Source organism: Streptomyces sp. V4I2, from assembly GCF_030817655.1.
Taxonomy (GTDB): domain Bacteria; phylum Actinomycetota; class Actinomycetes; order Streptomycetales; family Streptomycetaceae; genus Streptomyces; species Streptomyces plumbiresistens.
This window is the reverse complement of record NZ_JAUSZM010000003.1, coordinates 5,718,997-5,740,896: the sequence shown is the minus strand read 5'-3', so window position 1 is coordinate 5,740,896 and position 21,900 is coordinate 5,718,997. Positions and strand designations below refer to the sequence as shown.

General features: G+C 71.0%; 15 protein-coding genes and 1 pseudogene. 11 read left to right on the top strand and 5 right to left on the bottom strand.

All coding sequences use genetic code 11. The features are described from left to right. Positions 1-16: 16 nt before the first annotated feature. Both QFZ76_RS27185 and QFZ76_RS27180 read left to right on the top strand, forming a co-directional pair. Positions 17-2,011 carry a glycoside hydrolase family 97 protein gene (locus QFZ76_RS27185; protein WP_307676172.1) on the top strand — a complete coding sequence of 665 codons (1,995 nt, stop codon included), beginning with the start codon at positions 17-19 and terminating at the stop codon, positions 2,009-2,011. A gap of 131 nt (positions 2,012-2,142) precedes the next feature. Further along, positions 2,143-3,519: a hypothetical protein gene (locus tag QFZ76_RS27180; RefSeq protein WP_307676171.1), complete on the top strand. Its 1,377-nt coding sequence runs from the start codon at positions 2,143-2,145 to the stop codon at positions 3,517-3,519. An 81-nt stretch (positions 3,520-3,600) separates the two neighbouring features. Here QFZ76_RS27180 and QFZ76_RS27175 read toward each other — a convergent pair whose 3' ends face one another. After that, complete coding sequence (locus QFZ76_RS27175; RefSeq protein ID WP_307676170.1) at positions 3,601-4,383, bottom strand: DUF4232 domain-containing protein; 783 nt, start codon at positions 4,381-4,383, stop codon at positions 3,601-3,603. Positions 4,384-4,578: 195 nt separating this feature from the next. On the opposite strand from QFZ76_RS27175, the gene QFZ76_RS27170 reads away from it, so the two are divergent. Beyond that, positions 4,579-5,889 carry a helix-turn-helix transcriptional regulator gene (locus QFZ76_RS27170; protein WP_307676169.1) on the top strand — a complete coding sequence of 437 codons (1,311 nt, stop codon included), beginning with the start codon at positions 4,579-4,581 and terminating at the stop codon, positions 5,887-5,889. Between the two features lie 4 nt (positions 5,890-5,893). Here QFZ76_RS27170 and QFZ76_RS27165 read toward each other — a convergent pair whose 3' ends face one another. Together QFZ76_RS27165 and QFZ76_RS27160 are read right to left on the bottom strand one after the other, a co-directional pair. After that, the gene (locus QFZ76_RS27165) at positions 5,894-6,598 is read right to left on the bottom strand and encodes a hypothetical protein (RefSeq protein ID WP_307676168.1); all 705 of its coding nucleotides are present in this window, start codon (positions 6,596-6,598) and stop codon (positions 5,894-5,896) included. A 16-nt stretch (positions 6,599-6,614) separates the two neighbouring features. After that, a pseudogene (locus QFZ76_RS27160) lies at positions 6,615-9,558 on the bottom strand (SpoIIE family protein phosphatase). 201 nt (positions 9,559-9,759) lie between these two features. On the opposite strand from QFZ76_RS27160, the gene rutA reads away from it, so the two are divergent. Beyond that, positions 9,760-10,845: a pyrimidine utilization protein A gene (gene rutA, locus QFZ76_RS27155; RefSeq protein ID WP_307676167.1), complete on the top strand. Its 1,086-nt coding sequence runs from the start codon at positions 9,760-9,762 to the stop codon at positions 10,843-10,845. 146 nt (positions 10,846-10,991) lie between these two features. Here rutA and QFZ76_RS27150 read toward each other — a convergent pair whose 3' ends face one another. Continuing rightward, positions 10,992-11,783: an Fpg/Nei family DNA glycosylase gene (locus QFZ76_RS27150; RefSeq protein WP_307676166.1), complete on the bottom strand. Its 792-nt coding sequence runs from the start codon at positions 11,781-11,783 to the stop codon at positions 10,992-10,994. Between the two features lie 420 nt (positions 11,784-12,203). Between QFZ76_RS27150 and QFZ76_RS27145 the strand changes: the two genes are divergently transcribed. Both QFZ76_RS27145 and QFZ76_RS27140 read left to right on the top strand, forming a co-directional pair. Further along, entirely contained in the window at positions 12,204-13,745 is a 1,542-nt protein-coding gene (locus QFZ76_RS27145; RefSeq protein WP_373464539.1) for an alpha/beta hydrolase, read from the top strand. Between the two features lie 205 nt (positions 13,746-13,950). After that, entirely contained in the window at positions 13,951-14,511 is a 561-nt protein-coding gene (locus QFZ76_RS27140) for a tellurite resistance TerB family protein (protein ID WP_307676164.1), read from the top strand. Positions 14,512-14,933: 422 nt separating this feature from the next. Here QFZ76_RS27140 and QFZ76_RS27135 read toward each other — a convergent pair whose 3' ends face one another. After that, positions 14,934-15,440, bottom strand: a complete 507-nt coding sequence (locus QFZ76_RS27135) for a signal peptide protein (protein ID WP_307676163.1) — start codon at positions 15,438-15,440, stop codon at positions 14,934-14,936. 370 nt (positions 15,441-15,810) lie between these two features. Between QFZ76_RS27135 and QFZ76_RS27130 the strand changes: the two genes are divergently transcribed. From QFZ76_RS27130 to QFZ76_RS27110, 5 genes are all read left to right on the top strand, one after another. Then, positions 15,811-18,852 (top strand): hypothetical protein, encoded by a 3,042-nt coding sequence (locus tag QFZ76_RS27130; protein WP_373464360.1) that lies wholly within the window; start codon positions 15,811-15,813, stop codon positions 18,850-18,852. 149 nt (positions 18,853-19,001) lie between these two features. Further along, on the top strand, positions 19,002-19,358 hold the full coding sequence (locus QFZ76_RS27125; protein ID WP_307676162.1) for a PRC-barrel domain-containing protein: 357 nt from the start codon (positions 19,002-19,004) through the stop codon (positions 19,356-19,358). Positions 19,359-19,380: 22 nt separating this feature from the next. After that, a complete protein-coding gene (locus QFZ76_RS27120; RefSeq protein WP_307680391.1) occupies positions 19,381-19,563 on the top strand; it encodes a hypothetical protein in 183 nt (60 codons plus the stop codon). Positions 19,564-19,796: 233 nt separating this feature from the next. Beyond that, positions 19,797-20,000 (top strand): cold-shock protein, encoded by a 204-nt coding sequence (locus QFZ76_RS27115; protein ID WP_030939356.1) that lies wholly within the window; start codon positions 19,797-19,799, stop codon positions 19,998-20,000. Positions 20,001-20,238: 238 nt separating this feature from the next. Further along, positions 20,239-21,846 carry a DEAD/DEAH box helicase gene (locus QFZ76_RS27110; protein WP_307676161.1) on the top strand — a complete coding sequence of 536 codons (1,608 nt, stop codon included), beginning with the start codon at positions 20,239-20,241 and terminating at the stop codon, positions 21,844-21,846. Positions 21,847-21,900: the final 54 nt, after the last annotated feature.

The following is a 21,900-nucleotide window of genomic DNA, read 5'->3' as shown; positions in this document are numbered from 1 at the left end:
GGGAGGTCCCTTCACGATGAGAGCCGCAGGAGACCGGGAAGAGCTCAGCACGGACAGCGGCGACAGCGCGGGGGCGTTGTCCCGTCGGGGAATACTCAAGGGCGCGGCCGTCACCGCCGGGACGGCGGCGGTGGGGCTGGTCGCCACGCGGCCGGCCCACGCGGCGGACGCCCCGGCCGGTGTGGTCCGTGCGACCGCGCGCATGGGCGGTACGTCCATCACCATGTCGGTGGTGAACGGGGCGCTCCAGTGGTCCGCCGAGCGCAACGGCAAGACCGTGATCGACACCTCGGCCCTGGGCCTCAGGCTGAGCGACGGGACCGTCCTCGGCAGCGACGTGACGGTGCTCGGGCACCAGCACGGGACCACCCGTACCACCTGGTCCCCGGTGTACGGCCGCAACGCGACGGTCACCGACCAGTACCAGGAGCAGCGCTGGAAGCTCCAGGACACCGCTTCGGGCATCCGCTTCGGCGTCCGGATCCGCGCCTACAAGACCGGCGTCGCCCTGCGCTACGTCCTGCTCGACACAGGCACCGACACCGAGACCGACACCGTCACCATCTCCGACGAGCTGACGACGTTCGTCTTCCCGGACGACACCACCGTCTACAGCGCGCGCGACGAGGACGCGTACCTCCCGGTCGCCCCCGACGCGATCCCGTCGAGCGGAACGTCGAGCACGGACCAGGGCCCGCTGACCGACCTGCCGCTGACCGCCGCCCTCTCCAACGGGTACCTCGCCTGCGTCTGCGAGTCCGCCCGCCTGAACTTCCCCCGTCTGATGCTCAGTTCGGTCCCCGGGCAGCCGGGCACCCTCTCCGCCTTCCTGATGGAGCACACCGCCCGCGGCAGCGGCCCGGTCGAGACGACCGCCACGGTCACCGCCCCGTTCGCCACACCGTGGCGCGCGGTGGTGATCGGGGCCACGCACGCCGAACTGGTCGACAACGCCGAGCTGGTGCTCAACCTCGCCCCGCCCACTGCCCTGACCGACACCACCTGGATCAAGCCCGGCAAGGTCTTCCGCTGCGAGCTCAGCACCGCCGCCGGCCTCGTGGGCGTCGACTTCGCCGTGGCCCGCGGCATCGACTACATCGAGTACGACGCCGGCTGGTACGGCCCCGAGTTCACCACCGTCGACGCGACGACCCCGATCGCCGCCATCGACCTGCCGTCCGTCATCTCGTACGCCACGAGCAAGGGCATCGGCGTCTTCCTCTACGTCAACCGGATCGCGCTGTCCGACGCGAACGCGCTGTTCGGCCTCTACAAGAGCTGGGGCGTCGCGGGCATCAAGCTCGGCTTCATCAACGAAGGCACCCAGTCGATGACGAACCAGATCACCGGCTGGGCGCGGACGGCCGCCGAGTACGAGCTGCTGATCGACATGCACGACGACATGCGGCCGTTCGGCTACGAGCGCACGTACCCGAACTACATCAGCCTGGAAGGCGTCCGGGGCAACGAGCAGTTCCCGACCGCCACCCACAACGTGACGCTGCCCTTCGCCCGCAACATCGGCGGCCCGATCGACTACACCATCTGCTACGGCCAGTCGCGCAACAAGACGACCAACGCCCACCAGATGGCGATGGCCGCGGTGTACTACCAGCCCCTCAACTTCCTTTTCTGGTACGACAAGCCGTCCAAGTACGCCAACCCGGCGAGCTGGCCCGGACTGCCCTGGTTCAACGCCGTCCCCACCACCTGGGACGAGAGCAGGACCCTGGCCGGATCGATCGGCGAGTACGTGGCGGTCGCCCGCCGGAACGGCTCCACCTGGTACCTCGGGGCGATGACCGACGAGACGGCCCGGACGCTGCCGATCCCGCTGTCGTTCCTGGGCGGCGGAACGTACACGGCGACCGTGTACGCCGACGGCACGCCGGGCAGCAGCCCGTTCCGCACCCCGGTCGTGGTCGGTACGCAGACCGTCACCTCGGAGACCACGCTGGACGTGGCCATGGCTCCCGCCGGCGGCCAGGCGATCATCCTGAGGCCGAGCTGAGGCCGAGCTGAGGCGTAACCCGCCGTGTGTGACGTCTGGTTGGGGCTCTGCGCTGGATGAGTGCCGCTTGTCGATCAAGACAGTGGCGTGGAGTTCACCCGCAGACGCCTACCGAAGGAAGCGACCGACACGTGCGCATAAGACAGTTCGCCGAAAGAGCGGCACTCTCCGCCGCCCTGAGCCTCTCGCTCCTCGGCCTCGGAACGACCACGGCCGCCGCGGACACCAGTACCTCACTGCCGATCAGCTCGTATCGCGACATGGCTGTCGACGCGGCTCATCAGCAGGTGTTCCTCAGTGACCCGTTCGGTGGCAGCGTTCTGGTGACGGACTACACGGGCCAGGTCGTGAAGCAGATCGGCGGGGAGGCCGGTGCCTGGGGAGTCGCGCTGTCCAGCGACTCCCGGACGCTGTACGTGGCTCTCCGCGACGCCGGCGCGATCGCCGCGATCGACACCGCCACGCTGCAGGAGACCGCCCGGTACGACACCGGCACCGGTGCGGGCGCCTACGCCGGCCCGACCTCCCTCGCGCTCGCCGGCGGGAAGATCTGGTTCGGCTACAGCACCGACACCTGGCACGGCGCCCTCGGCTCCCTGGACCTGAGCGGCGCGCAGCCGGTCGTCACACGGGACCAGGGCCTCGACACGTTCCGCGGCGCGCCGCACCTCGCGGCCACGCCGCAGGATCCGGACACCCTCGTCGCCGCCGAGTCCGACGGCAACGCCGCCTCCCTGGCGGTGTACGACGTGAGCACCGGCCGGGCCGACGCACAGGCCAGGCGCGTCGATCCGGGGCCGGACGGGTGCGCGAGCCTCCAGGACCTGGCCCTGACGCCGGACGCCGCGCGGGTCGTCGTCGCCTGCGCCAACCCCTATTACCACCAGGCGTTCCGCACCGCCGACCTGTCGGACGACGGCCGCTACACCACCAGCCACTACCCCAACTCCGTGGCCATCGCCCCCGACGGCACGATCGCGGCGGGCATCGACGGCGCCTCCTCGCCCGACGTGTACCTGTTCCCGCAGGGCGACTCCACGGCCTTCCACACCTGGGACTTCCCGGCGTCGTCCCCCTACACCACCAACACCCTCCAGTCCGGCGGTCTGGCCTGGGCGCCGGACGGCAGCCGGATCTTCGCGGTCACCGAGGACAGCGGCTCCTCGTCCCTGTCGCTGCAGGTCCTGAACCACCCGCAGGTCGACACCACCGTCACCGTGCGGGCACCCGCCTCGTCGCCCCGGAACCAGGACCTCACCCTCACCGGGAAGCTCGTGGCGCCCGTGGGATTCGGCACCGGAAGCACCGTCGACATCTGGCGGCTCGACGACCCCCTGGCGGGTGAGGGCACGATGATCGGGTCCGCGACCGTCGCCGCCGACGGCACGTTCAGCTACACGGACCGGCCGAAGGCCAAGGGCAATGTCCAGTACACCGTCCAGTACTACGGCGACGCGCGGCACGCCTACGCCTATGGCTCGGTCACGGTCGACATCACCTCCGACTGAGCCCCTCCCACGACAGGCGCTCGGCCGGGGTTTCCCTGCCGAGCGCCTCTGTACGCGGACTCGCGTCGGTGAGCCGGTACGTCACCAGGCCAGGGCGTCGGCCATGGTCGACTGCCAGTACGAGACGCCGATCGAGTCGTCGACGTACACGCCCTTCGCGGGGAGTGACGGGCGGGCGCTCGCGCCCTCGCCGTAGGAGACCTCGAGGGACTTGGCCGTGTAGCCATTGGAGCCGCTGCCGTCCGCGGCCGAGAGAAGGACGCTCGCGTAGCCCGACTCGCCGGGGGCCAGCGTGACCACCGCCTGCGGCTTGGAGTCCTCGAAGGCCGGCGGGACGGACTGGGCCGCCCCGAGCCGGACGGCCGGGAAGCCGGTCAGGTCACAGTTCTTCGAGCCGGTGTTGGTGACGGTGAGGAGAAGGTGGTTGAGCGGACGGGCGACCACCGTGGCGGCCATCCGGGTGGAGGCGCTGGAGCAGGGGACGGAGGCGGACGCCGAGTCGTCCGAGCCCGCGGAGACCGAACCAGTGGAACCCGAGGAACCCGACGAACCCGAGGAACCCTTCGAGCTCGACGAGCCCGTCGTGCCGCTCGAACCGGCCGCGCCGCCCGTCGAGCCCTTGGAGGTAGAGCCGGTCTGGTCGGTCTGGTCGGTCTGGCCCGCTCCGGTGGACGTTCCCCCGCTCGCCTTCTGCGAAGGCGTGGTGGAGGCCGTGGGCGCCGCCGTGGACGAGGATCCGGCCGACGCCCCCTCGTCGCGGACGCCCTCTCCGCCGTTGCATGCCGCCAGCGTCAGCGTGGCGGCCGTGATCGCGGCGGCGACGAGCATGCGGGAGCGGCGGGTGCGGCGGGTACGTGTGGACATGAGATCCCCCTGGTGCGGTACGGGTGTTGGCATGGGCCGCTCGACCGGGTGCCGGGAGCGGCGTGCTTGGATGGCCCAAGCTTGTGCGGTGATCCGTCCCGGCCGCCACGACTGCCGGGGCATCCGGAACGCTGGAACGCTCGCAATACCTCTGACCTGGGGGAATGACCTCCCCCTGGAACGGAGGTCCGGGACGTGAGAGAGGGAGGAATGGTGGCGGGGGACGAGTTCTCGGAGCTGCTGGGCCAGTTGAAGGAGCGATCCGGGCTCAGTTACGGGGTGCTCGGGAAGCGGCTGCACACGAGTACGTCCACGCTTCACCGGTACGTCAACGGGGACGCCGTACCGACGGACTACGCGCCCGTGGAGCGGTTCGCGCGCGTGTGCAAGGCGACGCCCGAGGAACTGGTGGAACTGCATCGGCGGTGGGTTCTCGCGGATGCCCGGCGGGGGCAGAAGGCGGAGCCCGAGACCGGAGCAGGTACGGCGGCGGAGCCCGAAGCGGCGGCCGAGCCCGTTCCCGAACCCGAACCCGTTCCCGAGCCCGTTCCCGAGATCGAGCGGCCGCCCCTGACGGAGGCTCCCGTGGCGCGACGGCGGCGTACCGCCGTCCTCGTCGGCGCCGCCGTGGCCGCCGCCGTCGTGTCGGCCGTGCTCGTGGTGAATCTCGTGCCCGGCGCGAGCGGTGACGACCAGGGCGCGAAGCAGCCCGCGGGCGCCGCCTCCCGGTCCGTCGACGAAAGTCCCGGCGCCTCCGAGTCGGCCGACGGGAAAGGCAAGTCTCCCTCGCCGTCCGCGTCCCGCAGCGGCAGTCCCACGGCTTCCGTCTCCGCCTCCGCCACCCGGAGCGGTGGGGCCGGGGCGGCCCAGGGCGGCGGTGTCGAGGACGGGGCCACCGCGCCCGCCGTCGACGTCGATCCGTACAAGTGGGAAGGGCCGTGCAGCCAGCACTACCTGCTCGACCGGGAACCCGAGGACGTGCCCCCGCCGCCGCCTGAGCCGGACGCGCGCGGGTGGGTCACCGCGTTCGGCGGGGTCGCCGCCGGGCAGCAGATGCTCGAACTGACCGTGCAGGGCACCGGGAAGGCCACCGTCGTCCTGGACGAACTCCATGTGCGGATCGTGGAGAAGAGCACACCGCTCAAGTGGAACGACTTCGCGATGGGCGTCGGCTGCGGTGGCGGCGTGGAGACGGCGGCGTTCGGTGTGGACCTCGATGCCGGGCGGCCCGCGATCTCGCCCAAGGCCGGTCAGCGCGACTTCCCGTACAAGGTGAGTGAGTCGGATCCCGAGGTCTTCTACATCTTCGCCAACGCGCGGGCGTACAACGTGAGCTGGTACCTGGACCTGGAGTGGTCCAGCGGCAACCAGAAGGGCATCCTGCGCATCGACGACAACGGCAAGCCCTTCCGGACGAGCGGAAACGTGGGCCGGCCCGCGTACAACTACCCGCTCGGCGACTCCAAGTGGGCACGGGACGAGTGGAACCCGACCATCCCCGGCTGAGATCTCAGACGGTCGACCAGACCCGCGGAGGGATCCGGTCGAGTACGTCGCACAGATAGGCGAGCCGCTCGTCGATGCCCTGCGGGCTGAGGCGGCCCTGGTACCAGGTGAGCAGCTCGTCGTTGTGCAGCCGGACCGGGGCGTCCTTCCCGGCTCGCGGGTGCGCGGCCAGGAAGGGCACCACCTCGCCGGTCAGGGCGGTGCGGGCGAACGCCTCGTCGTCCGTGATCACCCGGAACGTCTCGTCGAACTCCGGCACGCCGAGCTCGACCAGGCGCCCGCGCTGGGTCATCCCGTCGAGGGCCTGCGGCCGCCGCACGACCAGCTCGGGTCCGGGGCCCGGCGCGGTGACCGCGAACACCGTCCAGAAGACGGCCTGGTCGTTGCCCGGGTCGTCGTTGACGCCGCCGGCGCCGGTCGTGTATTCGAAGGCGCAGAAGGCGCGGCCCCGGAACTCGCCGGTGATGTAGTGCCGCCCGTGCAGGTTGCTGCCCCGCTTGGGCAGCGGAGCCATGCCGCAGAGCCGGTCGACCAGCCCGTACGTGTTCGCCTGGTAGCTCCAGCCGCGCTCCTGGGCGACCCGGATCGCCTCGGCTCTCCCCTGGAGGCCGCGCGTCACGCTCCTGCGGTTGCGTACGAACATGGTGATGACGAGGGCGAACATCCCGAACACGAGCAGGATCATGAGCATGGGCATCAGCACGTCCATGGCAGGCGATTATGTTCTACAAGTCCTCGTCCCCGAACGGCAGGGCGTCCAGGTCTCCGTCGAACTCCTCGGTGTCCGGGAGCAGTTTCGGGAACATCAGGGACAGGGCGTCGTCGGACGGGTGGTCCTGGCGGCCGGTCGGGCCGGGCAGGGGCTGTTCGGTCCAGATGCATTTTCCGGTCGGGGTGTAGCGGGTGCCCCAGCGTTGGGAGAGTGCGGTGACGAGTTGCAGGCCGCGGCCGCCCTCGTCGGTGTCCGTGGCGCGGCGGATGCGGGGCATCGTCAGGCTGCCGTCGAAGACCTCGCAGATCAGGTCGGCGTCGTACAGCAGGCGGAGGCTGACCGGGCCCTTGGCGTGGCGTACGACGTTGCCGACCAGTTCGCTGGCCAGGAGTTCCGTGGTGGGGGTGAGGTCGTCCAGGTCCCAGGCGGAGAGCTGTTCGCGGACGTGGCGGCGGGCCTGGCCGGCCGCTTTGGGGTCCTCGGGGAGCGGCCAGGAGGCGATCCGGTCGCCGGTCAGGGCGTGCAGGCGGGCGACGAGGAACGCGGCGTCGTCGGCCGCCTGGTGCTCGGCGGGGAGCAGGCCGGCGGTGAGGGTGTCGCAGAGCTGTTCCAGGTCCGCGGCCGTGCCGTTCTCGTGGGCCGTGCGCAGGAGCCGGGCCAGGTCCGCCATGCCCTCGTCGATCTCGCGTGTCGACGACTCGACCAGGCCGTCGGTGTAGAGCACGAGCAGGCTGCCCTCGGGAACGTGCAACTCGACCGTCTCGAACGGTGGTTCCGCCGCGCCCAGGGGCGGGTCCGCGGCCAGGGCCGGGAAGTGCACGGTGCCGTCGGGGTGGACCAGGGCCGGCGGCGGGTGTCCGGCGCGGGCGATGGAGCAGACCTGGGTGGTGGAGTCGTAGAGCGCGTACAGGCAGGTGACGTACGACTCCTCGCCCATGCCGCCGACGATGTCGTTGAGGTGGCTCATGATCTCGTCGGGGGGCAGTTCGAGGTCGGCCAGGGTGTGGACGGCCGTGCGCAGGCGGCCCATGGTGGCCGCCTCGGGCAGGCCGTGGCCCATGACGTCGCCGACGACGAGAGCGACCTGGCCGCCGGAGAGCGGGATGATGTCGTACCAGTCGCCGCCCACGTCCATGCCCTGTCCGGCGGGGAGGTAGCGGGCGGCGGCGGTGCACGCGGGCAGGTCGGGCAGGCCCCGGGGGAGCAGGCTGCGCTGGAGTTCGCGGGAGCGGGTGTGTTCGGCGTCGTAGAGCCGGGCCCGTTCCAGGGCCTGGGCGACGAGGGCGCTGATGGTGGTCAGCAGGGTGCGTTCGTCGTGGGTGAGGCGGCGCGGCCGGTCGAAGGAGACCACGCACACCCCGAAGGTGTGCCCGGACGCGGTCAGCGGCAGGAAGGCCCAGGCCTGCTTGTCGCCGAGGTCGAGCAGGTGGGCCAGGTCGGGCCAGCGCGCGGCGAACTCCCGCACCGAGGACAGGAACAGCGGCGCGTCCGCCTCAATCGCCTCCCAGGCCGGGTTGTGCGTCGTCCACCGGACGCTGTTGACGGCGTCGAGGAAGTCGGCCGGGTAGCCGACGGCTCCGACGTTGTGGAGCCGCCGGCCTTCGACGGCCTGGACCAGGAGTCCGGCGGCGGCGAACGGCGGCAGAACCCGCTGGGCGACCGCCTCCACCACGTCCCGTGACGTCGTCGCCTTGGCGAGCGCCGCGGTCAGCTCCGCGATCCGGGCCGCGCGCTCGGACGCGGCGCTCTCGGACGCCTCACGCTCCTGTGCCAGGCGCCGTTTCTCGGTGACGTCGGTGAAGTAGAGGGTGCGGCCGTCGGGACCCGGAACCAGCCGCAGGTGGTAGCGGCGGCCGGTGTCCGGCATGTGCACGTCGAAGCCGGCGGGCTTGTCCTCGGCCGCGGCCTGCCGGCAGCGCTTCTCCAGGCCGGGGACCTGCCGTGCGGAGGGCAGGTCCCACAGGACGCGTCCGAAGAGCTCCTCCTCGGAGAAGCCCAGCGTGCGTTCCGCCTCCAGGTTGGCGAAGGTGATCCGCCACCCGTCGTCCACGGCCAGGAAGCCGTCGCTCATGTGCCGCAGGGCCCGGCTGAGCGCGTCACGCGCGGAACGGGGCTCGTCGCTGTCCCACCCCACGCCGATCATCCGCTCGGCCTCGCCCTGCTCGTCGTACGTCGCCCGGCCGCGGGCCTGGGTCCAGCCCCACGTTCCGTCCAGTTTGCGCACCCGGTACTCGGCCTCGTACACGCCGTGGTCGCGGATCGCCCGCCCCGCCGCGTCCAGGGTCGGCGCCAGGTCGTCGGGGTGGACGATCCGCATCCAGTTCTCGATCCTGCCGGTGTAGTCCTGCGGCCTGGTGCCGTAGAGCTCCAGGGCCGCCTCGTCCCAGACCAGGTCACCGGTGCGGATGTTCCAGTCCCAGGAGCCGACGCTGACCTCCTTCAGGGCCTGCCGCAGGCGGTCGGCGCTCAGCTCCGTCTGCGAGGGACCGGACGGCGGCGGCGCCTGGGCCATGCGCTCCTCGGTCCAGGCGATGACGGCCCGCAGGAAGTCCCACTGCCCGGGGGTGGGCTCGCCGCTGTCGCCCATCAGGACGGTGAGCGCGCCGATGCTGCGGTCCCCGCTGAACACCGGTACGGCGGCCAGGCCGGTGCCGGGCCACCCGGCCGGGCCGGCCTGCTCGCCGGATTCCAGCGGCACCCATACGCCGCTGCCCCGGTGCAGGGCGCGGGCCGGGGCCAGCGGGCCCTCCTGGTCGACGATCTCCCAGGAGCGCGTCAGGACGGGAGGCAGGCCGGTCGCCGACACCCAGGCGCAGCGCGGACATGGGGCCACGGAGGTGAATCGTTCCCCCCAAGGCGCCGAGCTCGCCCACCGCATGCTGGAGCGCCAGCCGGAAGACCTCGCTTTCCGCGATACCGGGGTCCACCGTGCTGAGCAGGGCCAGCCGTGCGTTCATACCCGGTATCTAACCGTTCCCGTCTCATCCGAAGCAGTGCTTCGCAGGATTATCACTCCGGGGCCGGCCACTGCTCGCGCGGGGAATCAACAGCCCGGAAACCAGGCGGAGTTATCTTGGATCACCTTCGACCACCTTGGATCGCCGACGTCACGTGACCGTCCGGCGTGACACCACGGCCCCGACCCGCCAAGGAGCGGCATGGACATCGGCGTCTTCCTCCCCATCGGCAACAACGGCTGGCTCATCTCCAAGAGTTCTCCGCAGTACATGCCGAGCTTCGAGCTGAACAAGGCCATCGTGCGGAAGGCCGAGGAGCACGGGCTCGACTTCGCCCTGTCGATGATCAAACTCAAGGGCTTCGGCGGCGAGACCGAGTTCTGGGACCACAACCTCGAGTCGTTCACACTGATGGCGGGCCTGGCCGCCGTGACCGACCGGATCAAGCTGTACGCCTCCACGCCGATCCTCGCGCTGCCGCCGGCGATCGTCGCGCGCATGGCCGTGACCGTCGACTCCATCGCCCCCGGCCGCTTCGGCGTCAACATCGTCACCGGCTGGGCGCCCGGCGAGTACTCCCAGATGGGCCTGTGGCCCGGCGACGAGCACTTCGGCAACCGGTACGACCGTGCCGTCGAGTACGTCACCGTGATGAAGGAGCTGTGGAGCGAGGGCGTCAGCAACTTCAAGGGCGAGTTCTACGAGATGGACGACTGCGTGCTGTCCCCGCGGCCGGCGAACGGGCACATTGACATCGTTGCCGCGGGCCAGAGCAACACCGGCATGAAGTTCGCCGCCGAGCACGCCGAGTACAACTTCATCCTGGGCAGCGGCGTGAACACCCCGCTCGCCCTCTCGGACACCACGGCCACGCTCGTGGACGCGGCGAAGAAGACCGGCCGCGACGTCGGCGCGCTCTCCCTCTTCATGGTCATCGCGGACGAGACCGACGAGGCCGCCCAGGCGAAGTGGAAGGACTACCACGACAACGCCGACCGCGCGGCGCTGGCGTACATGGCGGGGGAATCGGCCACGGACATGACCGCCGACGACTCCTCCACCGCGAGGACCATCGTGCTCCCCGAAGGCGCCGTGAACTTCAACATGGGCACGCTCGTCGGCTCGTACAAGACCGTCGCGAAGATGCTCGACGAAGTCGCCGAGATCGCCGGCACCAAGGGGATCATGCTGGTGTTCGACGACTTCCTCGAAGGCCTCGAGAACTTCGGCACCCGCATCCAGCCACTGATGAGCTCCCGGTCGGGCGAGCCGACCGCGGCGGCCTGATCCCCGGGTACCGCCCAGGGATCAGGAGCCGTCCGGTAGGCAGTGCGGGCAGGTCCGGTCGGGGGCGTCACGGTGGTGGTGCGCCAGGGGTCGCGGGGCGGGCGGGTCGGCCGCGGTCCGAGCCCGCCCCGTGGTGCGCCCAGGTCTCACGAACCGTCCGGCTGGCAGCGCGGGCACCACACCGTCGTGCGGCTTGCCAGGCGGGAGCGGCGTAGGTGGGTGCCGCAGCGGGGGCAGGTGGGGTCGGGGGCGTCGCGGTGGCCCGTGAGCCAGGAGTCGCGGGGTGGGACGCGGCCCGCGGTGACCGCGGAGCGCAGGGTGCGGCGCATGTGGGTGTAGAGGCGGCGGCGTTCGGGCTCGGTGAGGTCGTTCGCGCGGCCGGTGGGGTTCAGCTTGGCCCGCCACAGGATCTCGTCGGCGAGCAGATTGCCGAGTCCGGCCAGGACGGACTGGTCGGTGAGGACGGTCTTGACGCGGCCTCGGCGGGCAGTGAGCGCCGCCTCGAAGTCCTTGCGGTCCACCGCCATCGCGTCGGGACCCTGCCCCTCCAGCAGCCGTGCGACGTCGGAGTCGTCGTCGGCCAGCCAAAGGCCCCGGAGCTTGCGCTGGTCGCGGTACCGGAGCCGGCGGCCGCCGTCCAGGGTGAACAGGACGCGGTCGTGGGGTTCGGGTTCGTCGTCGGGACGGTCGCAGAGCAGCGCGCCGGTCATGCCGAAGTGCAGCATGAGGGTGGGGCCGTCGTCGGTGCGGGCGAGCAGCCATTTCCCGTGCCGCTCCGGCCGGCCGAAGCGCCGGCCCTCCAGCGCGTCGCGCAGCCGCCGCGCGCTCACCCCGTGCAGGACGCCGGCGTCGCGGACGTCGACGCGGCGGATGACCCGGCCCTTCGCGCAGCTCTCGAGCACCTCGCGGAATCCCTCGACGTCCGGCAGCTCAGGCATGGGATACGTCCTCTCTCCCCGAGGGCACCCGGGGCACTCAGGGCTCCCAGGGCTCCCAGGGCTCCCAGGGCTCCCAGGGCTCTCCCTCAGAGACATGGTGGCTCCTCGTCGGCCGCGCTGCAGCCCCGGACGAGGCCACCGAGATGACGGACACGGGCACGGAAACTACCGCCGGGTAGTGGAGAGATCCCGTAAAAGGGCGATCACATCGCCACTCGTGTCCCACTTTCCCCTCGGGTTCGGCTAGACAGTCCCCGACCCGCCATGCCGAACTCACCTCGACCAGTGAGTACTTGGCATCGCACCAGCCCCAAGGGGGAACACGCAGTGACTACGCGGGCGCGGAGAGGCTTCGCGCGCTTCAGGATCGCCGGGGCCGTCGCGCTCGCCCTGGCCGCCGCCGGTACGGGGGTCCAGGTGATGGCCGCCCAGACCGACCCGAAGGCCGCCCAGGGGGCGCCCCCGGTACCGTCCCTGACCTGGTCCGACTGCCAGGACGGCTTCGAGTGCGCGAACGCTGCGGTGCCGGTGGACTACCGGGAACCGCAGGGCCGCACCATGACCCTGGCGGTGATCCGCAAGAAGGCCGCGGACCCGGCGCAGCGCAAGGGCACCCTCTTCCTGCAGCCCGGCGGCCCCGGCAACTCGGGAGTGGACTTCGTCCGCGGCAACTACGCGAGCCTGCCGGCCGCCCTGCGTGACTCCTTCGACGTCTTCGGGTACGACGTACGCGGCGTCGGGCGCAGCTCGGCGGTGCAGTGCTGGGACGACCAGCGGTACACCCAGGCCGTCACGCAGGCCAAGGGCGCCCCCGGCCCGGACGCCTTCGAACCGGCCGTACGCCAGGCCGCCGAGTTCGACCAGGCGTGCGAGGACAACGCGGGCGACCTGCTGCCGTACGTGGGCACCGAGTACGTCGCCCGGGACATCGACCTGCTGCGCCAGGCGCTCGGCGAGGACCAACTGACGTACTACGGGCGGTCGTTCGGCACCTACATAGGAACCGTCTACGCCGCCCTGTTCCCCGAGCGGGTGCGCGCCCTCGCGCTCGACGGGGCGTACGACCCGGTGCACTACGCCGACCGGCCGTACGCCTATGACCGGCCCCAGTACCTCGCCCTGGACGGCGCCATGGACCGCTTCCTCGGCTGGTGCGCCGCCGACCCGGCCACCTGCGGGTTCGGCGACGGCGATCCGCGGGCGGCGTTCGAGAAGCTCAAGAGCGACCTGGACGCCGATCCGGTGCCGACCGCCAACGGCGGGCAGGCGAACGGCTACACCCTCGTCTACCGCCTGATGTTCAACATCAACGAGGGCAAGGTCATCTGGCCCTCGCTCGGCGAGGCCCTGCGCAAGGCGCAGCAGCGCGACAACACGTCCTTCCTGCTGCGGCCGCCGTCCCCGGCCAGCTTCGACTTCCTGGGCCCGAACGTGGCGGTCGAGTGCGTCGACAAGGACTACCCGAGTGACCCGGCCCTGCTGAAGCGGAACGTCACCGCCTTCGCCGAGGCGGCACCACTGCTCGGCCCGGCCATGGCGTACGGCCCGCCGACCTACGACCACCAGCACGCCACCGCCTGCACCCAGTGGACCGGCGAACACGTCAGCCGCTACGACGGCTCCTTCCGCGCGGAGGGCTCCGCGCCGATCCTCGTCCTCGGCACCACCGGCGACCCGGACACCCCGTACCAGGACGCGGTGGCCCTGTCCCGTGAGCTCGACAACGCCTCGCTGCTCACCTTCAAGGCCGAGGGTCACACCGCCTTCGGCAGGAGCGCCTGTGCGACGGACGCGGTCACGGCCTACCTGGTGGACCTGAAGGTCCCGGCCCGGGGCACGACCTGCGCGGACGAGACCCAGCCGCCCTCCTCCACACCCACGGTGGCCCCGCCCGGCACGACGCTCGGCGAACTCCGCAACGGTGTGAGCGACCGCCTCGACCACCTCGGCGTCCTGCGCTGACCCGCCGGCAGTCGTACGCCGCGAAGCTGCTGGGCGGCGGCACGAGCGGGTCGGCTACCTGGTCAAGGACCGGTTGGGCCGGGCTCCCTGCCGGGCGCCCGGCAGGGAGCCATGGAACTTCGGGGAGCCGACGGGCGTTGCAGAAGGACGCGCGGAACGCACGCGCGCGACCGGAACGACGTGGGCTGAAGCCGAGGTGGCACGCATGGCGATGTGGGATCGGATCAAGGACCAGGCCAAGGGTCTGCAGCAGCAGGCGCAGGGGACACGGAGCGCCGGCGGCGGACACGGGCGCCCGGGTTCGGGTTCGGGTTCGGCCGGGGGATCGCGGGCTCAGCTGGTCAGCACCCTGAAGACCCAGCTCACGTCCCTCAAGACGGAGCTGAAGAGCGGCGCCTACCGTGACGCCAGCATGGCCATGTGCGCCCTGGTCGCCGCCGCCGACGGGCATGTCGACCCGGCCGAGCGGCAGCACGTGGAGTCGCTGATCCTGAACAACGACGTCCTGCAGAACTTCCCGTCCGAACAGCTGCGCCAGCGCTTCAACAAGCACGTCGACCAGCTGGCGCTCAACTTCCAGCAGGGCAAGGCCGCGGCCATGCAGGAGATCGCCAAGGCCGCGAAGAAGCCGACGGAGGCCAGGGCGGTCGTACAGACCGGCTTCGTCGTCGCGGGCGCGGACGGCTACGTCGCGCCGGCCGAGGAGCAGATCCTCCGCGAGGCCTGCTCCGTACTGGGCGTCTCCCCCCAGGAGTTCGGCCTCTGAGCCACGACCCCGAACCGGCAACAGCAGCGGCAGACCGCGACCGGCCTCGCATCCGTACCCGGATTGCGGGGCCGGTTCGTGGTTCAGGGCGCCGGCCCGGCTTCATCAACTCCCCGTCCGCGGGCAAGCGGGGTGGGCCGGCGTCAGGGGCCGGTGCTGGGGCGGCGCCCCCGTACGAGCCGACCCGGCTTCAACATTCATCCTGCACCTGGTGCAGTCGCCGCCCGGGGATGCTCACCGAGCAGATCGTCTACCTCGGCGCCTCCGGCCTCGCCGGCATCGGCCGCTTCGTGGTCCTGTCGGCGGCGTGACGCCCCAAGCACGTCCAAGCACGTCCAAGCACGTCCAACACCACAAGAAGGCCCGGGTCTCGGACCCGGGCCTTCTTGCTGTGCAGGGTGATCGGATGCCGGGCGTCGGGCTCAGCCGTACAGGGCCACCCTCGGGTGCACCGTGCCCTCGGCCTCCGGGTCGGTGACCGTGACGCGGTAGACGGCGGTGAGGCTGTCGCCCGCGTGCAGGGTGCGCTGGGCGGTCGCGAGGTCCGTGTACAGCGTGCCGGTCTGGCTTCCGAGCTCGACGGCCTTCCAGCAGCCGCCCGGGGTGCGCCGCTCGACGGTGATGTCCGAGGGCTCGAGGAACGGTCCCGCGTCCGGCGACTCCACCAGGAGCTGCGGGGCGACGGTCTGGTCCGCCGACGATGCGTTGCGGTAGGTGACCGTGAACTCGTGCTGCTCGCCGTCGGCCACGAGGGGGGCCGTGGGCAGGTCCACGAAGTCGACGAGTACGGGCTCGGCGGGTACGGACGACACCGCCGCGGCGGTGTGCTGTGGGGTGGCCGCCGCGGCGGGTCCCGCCGCGGCGAGACCGGCCAGGCCCACGACGACAGCCAGGAGAGCAATTCTGAGGCGACTGTTCTTCGACGACACGTGCTGATCCTTCGGTTCGCACAGGTGAATTGGAACGCAGCGTAACCCGCGGTCGAGGCCCCGCGGATCAGCCTTGTGGCCGAGGCGGGAGTTCACGAAATGTGACAGCAACTCGACGCTGCGGAGCGAGAGATGAATTGCTCTCACTCTCTCGTGGATATTTCGTGGATACCCCCCGGTAGCGCTCCCCGGGCGCCAACTGCAGTCATAGCGGACTGATAACTTCCGCTCACCGGCCAGGGGGAACCATCAAAGCCGGTACCAGACCTTGAAAAATGAACCCGGACGGAATGCCTTGCGCGCTTCTCGTGAAAACCCCGGAGGAAGGCACCGCTGGCGGGTGCCGAAGAGTCGACGCGGTCGGATACTCGTGGCCGGCGGGACAGCCGTACTGGCGATGGCGCTCGTCGCACCGCTGGCGTCGGCGGCCCTGACCGGCTCGTCCCGGCCCGGTGCCACGCCGCTGCCGGACCGGGTGACCGACACCTCCCAACTTCCGTCCGGCTGGCGGCAGTCCGACGACCGCGTCGTCACCTACGACGGAGACGGCACCGGACTGCACGTACTGGTCGCCGATGCCGCCAAGGCCTACAAGTGGCGCACCGCGGCCACCCTGTCCGAGCCGGGCACCGACACCGACCAGTGGATCGGGCAGAGCTGTGTGACGGCGTCGGGCGACCGTGCCGTGGTGGTCTACGCGCCCCGGCAGGTGATCAACGACCAACTGGGCTTCCAGCAGGGCGCGTTCGCGGCCGTGGTCGACCTGGTGGACGGCACGGTGACCAAGCTGCCGGAGCTGGTCTCCCTCGCCTACTTCAACCCCGGCTGCGGCGACGGCGAACAGGCCGTGCTGTCCCGGCCGCAGGGCGAGGGCACGCAACTGCTGACCGTCGACGCGCGGCGGGCGAGCGTGACGCGTGAGCAGACCGTGCCCGGTCAGGTCACCTCGGCCGTGCCCTTCGGGACCGGCATCGCGGCGGCCACCGGCGACTCGGTCGTGTCGGTGGACCGGCAGGGCGACGTCCACACCCTGGCCCGTACAACAGAGGGGACGCCGTTCCGGCTGGTGCCGGACGCGCACAGCGGCCTCGCCTACCAGGTTCCGGCCGCCGGGAAGAAGGTGGAGGTCCGCCGGGTCACGGACGCCGGCTCGGACCGGCTGCTCGGCTCCGGCGCACTCGGGGCCCTGGCGGTGCACGGCACCGGCGGCCACGTCTTCGTGACCGGGAAGGGCGCGCAGGAGGACACACCGGGCTCCGTACTGCCGAAGAGCTGGCCGCAGGACTGGCGGGTCCTCGACGTCCCGGCCGCGTCCGAGGTCTCCACCACCGGTGATCTCGCCCTGACCCGCGTCAGCAACGGCGGCGAGGCGGCCGGCGGCGACACCGTCACCGTGGTCGCGGCCGACGGCGCCGCCCAGCCGGTCGGCATCAACGCCCTGGCAACCGACACCGGCGCGGCCTTCGACTTCCGGGTGAAGCCCGAGGCACCGCGGCAGAGCCAGGGCGCCGAGCAGTCCCCGGCCCTGGGCCGGAGCGCGGACGACCAGTCGACCGGCATCACCACGAACAGCGTCGCGGAGGACCCGTCGGCCGCCCTGCACACGAACAGCGTCGCGGAGGACCCGTCGGCCGCCCTGCACACGAACAGCGTCGAGAGCCCGTCGGCCGCCATGCGGCTGGACAGCGCCGACGACGACAGCCCCGAGCACACCACCACCGATCCCGACCGCGCCTGCGCCGTCACCCGCAACGACCCGGAACTCCAGGCGCTCCAGCCGTCCCCCGCCATGGTCGAGTGGGCGACCGACCTCGCCGTACAGGGCAAGCTCGACGTCCGCCGCCGGTCCGGCTGGAACGGCACCGACCTCTCGTCGTACACCCCGCAGGGGATGTTCCCGCCGGTCGCGCTCGAAGGCGGCGGCCGGGTGCCCGCGCAGATCATGCTCGGGGTGCTCACCCAGGAGTCCAACCTCGTGCAGGCCACCTCCCGGGCGGCCGCGGGCGAGAGCGGCAACTTCATCCAGGGCGGCTACTACGGCAACGGCGGCAGCGTCCACACCGTCGACTGGTCGGCCGCCGACTGCGGTTACGGCATCGGCCAGGTGACCAGCGGCATGGCCCGCTCGGACACCACCTACACCGCCGAGCAGCAGAAGGCGATCACCGTCGACTACGCGGCCAACATCGCCGCCAGTGTGCAGATCCTCCAGGACAAGTGGAACCAGCTGTACAAGCAGGGCATTCTCGCCAACGGCGGTGACCCCCGGTACCTGGAGAACTGGTGGTTCGCGCTGTGGGCGTACAACAGCGGCTTCAACCAGCCCGACGCATCTGACGCGGCCGCCCCCTGGGGCCTCGGCTGGTTCAACAACCCGGCCAACGGCCTCTACCCGCCGGACCGGAAGATGTTCCTGTCGTCCGGCTACGACGACGCCCGCACCCCCAACCTGTGGACCTACCCGGAGCGGGTCCTGGGCTGGGCCGCGTACTCCCAGCAGAAGACCGACCCGACGACCGGCACGACCGGCCCGGCCTTCACCGTCGGCACCTGGCCGACCGGCAAGGCGCCGGACGCCCAGCCGCCGCACGACGCCTTCTGCGATCCGGCCGCCAACGAGTGCGACACCTCCAAGCCCCGCAAGGTCGAGGGATCCAGCCAGCCCGAGGGCCCTTGCCAGCGGGACGACTTCAAGTGCTGGTGGCACGAGGCGTCGACGTGGACGGACTGCACCGCCACGTGCGGCACCGAGGTGCTGGCCTACGAGGCGACCGACCCCGAGCCGAAGGCCACGTCACCCCGCCCGGCGTCCTGCGCCTCCACCCTCCCCGCGAACGCGCTGATCGTGGACGACGTGCCGAACACGGTGAAGTTCCGGGTGGGCAGTACCAACCCCTGCGCCGGCGAGAAGAACTGGACCAGCCGGGGCACCCTGTCGTTCACCTTCGGCTCCGCCCAGCAGAACGGCGCGACCGTCTACCCGTCGAAGATCGACTTCCATCAGCTCGGTTCGGGCTTCGGCGGCCACTTCTGGTTCACCCACACCCGCGTGCCGACCTACACCGATTCGGTCGTCACCGGCACCTGGACGCCCGACCGGTCGATCGACGGCTGGGCGCGGGTCCTGGTCCACCTGCCCGACCACGAGGCCAACACCGGCCAGGCGACGTACCGCATCGATCTGGGTGACGGAACCGTCGTCGAGAAGACGATCTCCCAGGACACCGGCGGCAAGAACACCTGGGTCTCCCTGGACTCGTACGAGTTCCACGGCACCCCGACCGTCTCCCTGAGCTCGGACACGGCCGACGGCACCGGCGACGACTCGATCGCCTGGGACGCCCTGGCCTTCGAGCCCCTGCCCGCCGAACCCTCGGACGCCACTACGGCATCCCCGTCCCCGCAGAAGTAGGGGAGCCGGCACGACAGACAGCCCCCGGGCCACGAGCCCGGGGGCTGTCCGCTGCCCGGAACCACGACCACAACGGCCGGGTACGCCCTGGTGCCGGAGGGTACTTCCGGTCATACGATGACAAGTGGGCCAGATCACAGGGAGCAGGCATGATTCGTCCAGCCGACATCCGCGAGTGGCGCAACCACGACGTGGTCGATCCGAAGGGCCACAGGATCGGCATGCTCGAGGCGATCTACGTCGACACGACCACGGACGAACCGGCCGTGGCCACCGTCCGCACCGGTCTGCCCTCCCGCCGGCGACTGGTCTTCGTACCGCTCGACGAGGCCGTCCTCGGGCCCGACTACGTCAAGGTCTCCCACCCACGCGGGGAGGTACGGAAGGCCCCTTCCATCGGCACGGACGACGTCCTGCCCGCCGAGCGGGAGGAAGAGATCTTCCAGCACTACGGCATGAAGTACCGGCCGGGTGCCAACGGCGAACGCCAACTCGCGCGCCGGTGAACCCCACCCGCGGCACCAGGAGGTGTTCGAGTTGATGGTGGCCTTCCTGCTGCTCCTCCTGGTGGCCGTCACGCTGGGCATCATCGGCGCGGCGGCGGACGGTCTGGGCTACCTGCTGGCCATCGGCATCGTGCTGTTCCTGGCCGATGTGGCCTTCATCACCGTACGAGGCGCCCGGCGCCTCCGTCGGCGGCCCATCCGCTGAAAACGGAGCAATATCTGTGACCGTGAAGTGAGAAATCGGCGCGAGGCGCGATGAGTATTCCCCGGTCGACAGACTGAGCGAAATCATCGACCGTGCACGGCCGATCGCGCCATGCTACTGTCGATCTCAGTTGCAGGTGTGGTTGCCAGAAGGTTTTTTCCGACGGGCTGATCATCACGGCGACCGGAGTGCGCACACGGCAAACTCCGAACACCGTCCCAAAGGAGAACAATATGGCTACCGGCACCGTGAAGTGGTTCAACGCGGAAAAGGGCTTCGGCTTCATCGAGCAGGACGGCGGCGGCCCCGACGTCTTCGCCCACTACTCGAACATCGCCGCCCAGGGCTTCCGCGAGCTGCAGGAGGGTCAGAAGGTGTCCTTCGACATCGCGCAGGGCCAGAAGGGCCCGACGGCCGAGAACATCGTCCCCGCCTGACGCTGAATCAGACGCTGACTTCGCAGCTGGGGCCCGCACCTTGGGGTGCGGGCCCCAGCTCGCTGCGTTCCAGGGCGCACCACAGGAATACCGCGCCCGAAACCGGATATCGAATTCCCGATATCCAATGCTCGACCATATCGGTTGGAATTCACATTCGGCCCGTTCTTGCAATTCTCTGCGCTGCTCATCTGCTGCGGGAATTCCTTGGTACGTGCCGCATCAAGGAAGGTTCCGTATGAACCGCGCCTACACGCGCACTCGCACCAACGACCGCTTCTCCCGTACCCGCACCGGAGGCGCTGCCTCCGGCTCGGCCTCGGGCTCGAGCTACTCCAAGAAGCGCGGCAATCCCGGCCGCGGCGGCCGACAGGCCGCACCGCAGGGCGAGTTCGCCCTGCCGAAGACCATCACACCCGCTCTGCCCGCCGTCGAGGCGTTCGCCGAACTCGACATGCCGGAGCGGATGTTGGCCGCACTGGGCCACGAGGGCGTGACCGTTCCGTTCCCGATCCAGGCGGCGACCCTGCCGAACTCCCTCGCAGGCCGTGACGTCCTCGGCCGCGGGCGCACCGGTTCCGGCAAGACCCTCGCCTTCGGCCTGGCTCTGCTGGCCCGTACCGCGGGTCGCGTCGCCGAGCCCCGGCAGCCGCTGGCCCTGGTGCTCGTGCCCACCCGCGAGCTCGCCCAGCAGGTCACCGACGCGCTCACCCCGTACGCCCGCGCCGTGAAGCTGCGGCTGACCACCGTCGTCGGCGGCATGTCGATCGGCCGGCAGGCCGGTGCGCTGCGCGCCGGGGCCGAGGTCGTCGTCGCGACGCCGGGTCGGCTCAAGGACCTCATCGACCGGGGCGACTGCCGGCTCGACCGCGTCGACATCACCGTCCTCGACGAGGCCGACCAGATGACGGACATGGGCTTCATGCCCCAGGTCACCGCGCTGCTCGACCAGGTGCGTCCCGACGGCCAGCGGATGCTGTTCTCGGCCACCCTGGACCGCAATGTGGACCTGCTGGTCCGCCGCTACCTGACCGACCCGGTGGTGCACTCCGTCGACCCGTCCCAGGGCGCCGTCACCACGATGGAGCACCACGTGCTCCACGTGCACGGCACGGACAAGCAGCAGACGACCACCGAGATCGCGGCGCGCGACGGCCGGGTGATCATGTTCCTGGACACCAAGCACGCGGTGGACCGCCTGACCAAGCACCTCCTGAACAGCGGCGTCCGCGCCGGGGCCCTGCACGGCGGCAAGTCCCAGCCGCAGCGCACCCGGACCCTCGCCCAGTTCAAGGACGGGCATGTGACGGTGCTGGTGGCGACCAACGTCGCGGCCCGCGGCATCCACGTCGACAACCTCGACCTGGTCGTGAACGTGGACCCGCCCACCGACCCCAAGGACTACCTGCACCGCGGCGGCCGCACCGCCCGGGCCGGCGAGTCCGGCAGCGTCGTCACCCTGGTGACGCCCGACCAGCGCCGCGACATGACCCGGCTGATGATCTCGGCCGGCATCACCGCGACGGTGACCCCGGTGCGTTCCGGCGAGGAGGAGCTGACCCGCATCACGGGCGCTCAGGTCCCGTCCGGCGTCCCGGTGGTCATCACCGCGCCGGCCGTCGAGCGTCCCCGCCGCGCCGCGTCCTCCTCGTCCCGCGGTCGCCGCGGCCGTGGCGGCCAGGCCGGACAGGGCGGTCAGGGTGGCCAGGCCGGTCAGGGCCGTAGTGGTCAGAGCGGCCAGAGCCGTGGCGGTCAGAGCGGCCAGAGCGGACAGGCCCGGAGCACGAGCGAGGCCGGGCGCCGCGCGCCGGCGCGCCGGAGGTCTTCCTTCGGCTCGGCTGCGTAACGCTTTCGGGGAGGGGGAGCCCAACCGGCTCCCCCTCCCTTTCTCTCTGTCGTT

Coding starts and splice junctions, on each gene's coding strand:
- QFZ76_RS27185 (WP_307676172.1), top strand. CDS start 17: ATGAGAGCCGCAGGAGACCGGGAAGAGCTCAGCACGGACAGCGGCGAC.
- QFZ76_RS27175 (WP_307676170.1), bottom strand. CDS start 4,383: ATGTCCACACGTACCCGCCGCACCCGCCGCTCCCGCATGCTCGTCGCC.
- QFZ76_RS27165 (WP_307676168.1), bottom strand. CDS start 6,598: ATGGACGTGCTGATGCCCATGCTCATGATCCTGCTCGTGTTCGGGATG.
- rutA (WP_307676167.1), top strand. CDS start 9,760: ATGGACATCGGCGTCTTCCTCCCCATCGGCAACAACGGCTGGCTCATC.
- QFZ76_RS27150 (WP_307676166.1), bottom strand. CDS start 11,783: ATGCCTGAGCTGCCGGACGTCGAGGGATTCCGCGAGGTGCTCGAGAGC.
- QFZ76_RS27145 (WP_373464539.1), top strand. CDS start 12,204: ATGGCCGCCCAGACCGACCCGAAGGCCGCCCAGGGGGCGCCCCCGGTA.
- QFZ76_RS27140 (WP_307676164.1), top strand. CDS start 13,951: ATGGCGATGTGGGATCGGATCAAGGACCAGGCCAAGGGTCTGCAGCAG.
- QFZ76_RS27125 (WP_307676162.1), top strand. CDS start 19,002: ATGATTCGTCCAGCCGACATCCGCGAGTGGCGCAACCACGACGTGGTC.
- QFZ76_RS27115 (WP_030939356.1), top strand. CDS start 19,797: ATGGCTACCGGCACCGTGAAGTGGTTCAACGCGGAAAAGGGCTTCGGC.
- QFZ76_RS27110 (WP_307676161.1), top strand. CDS start 20,239: ATGAACCGCGCCTACACGCGCACTCGCACCAACGACCGCTTCTCCCGT.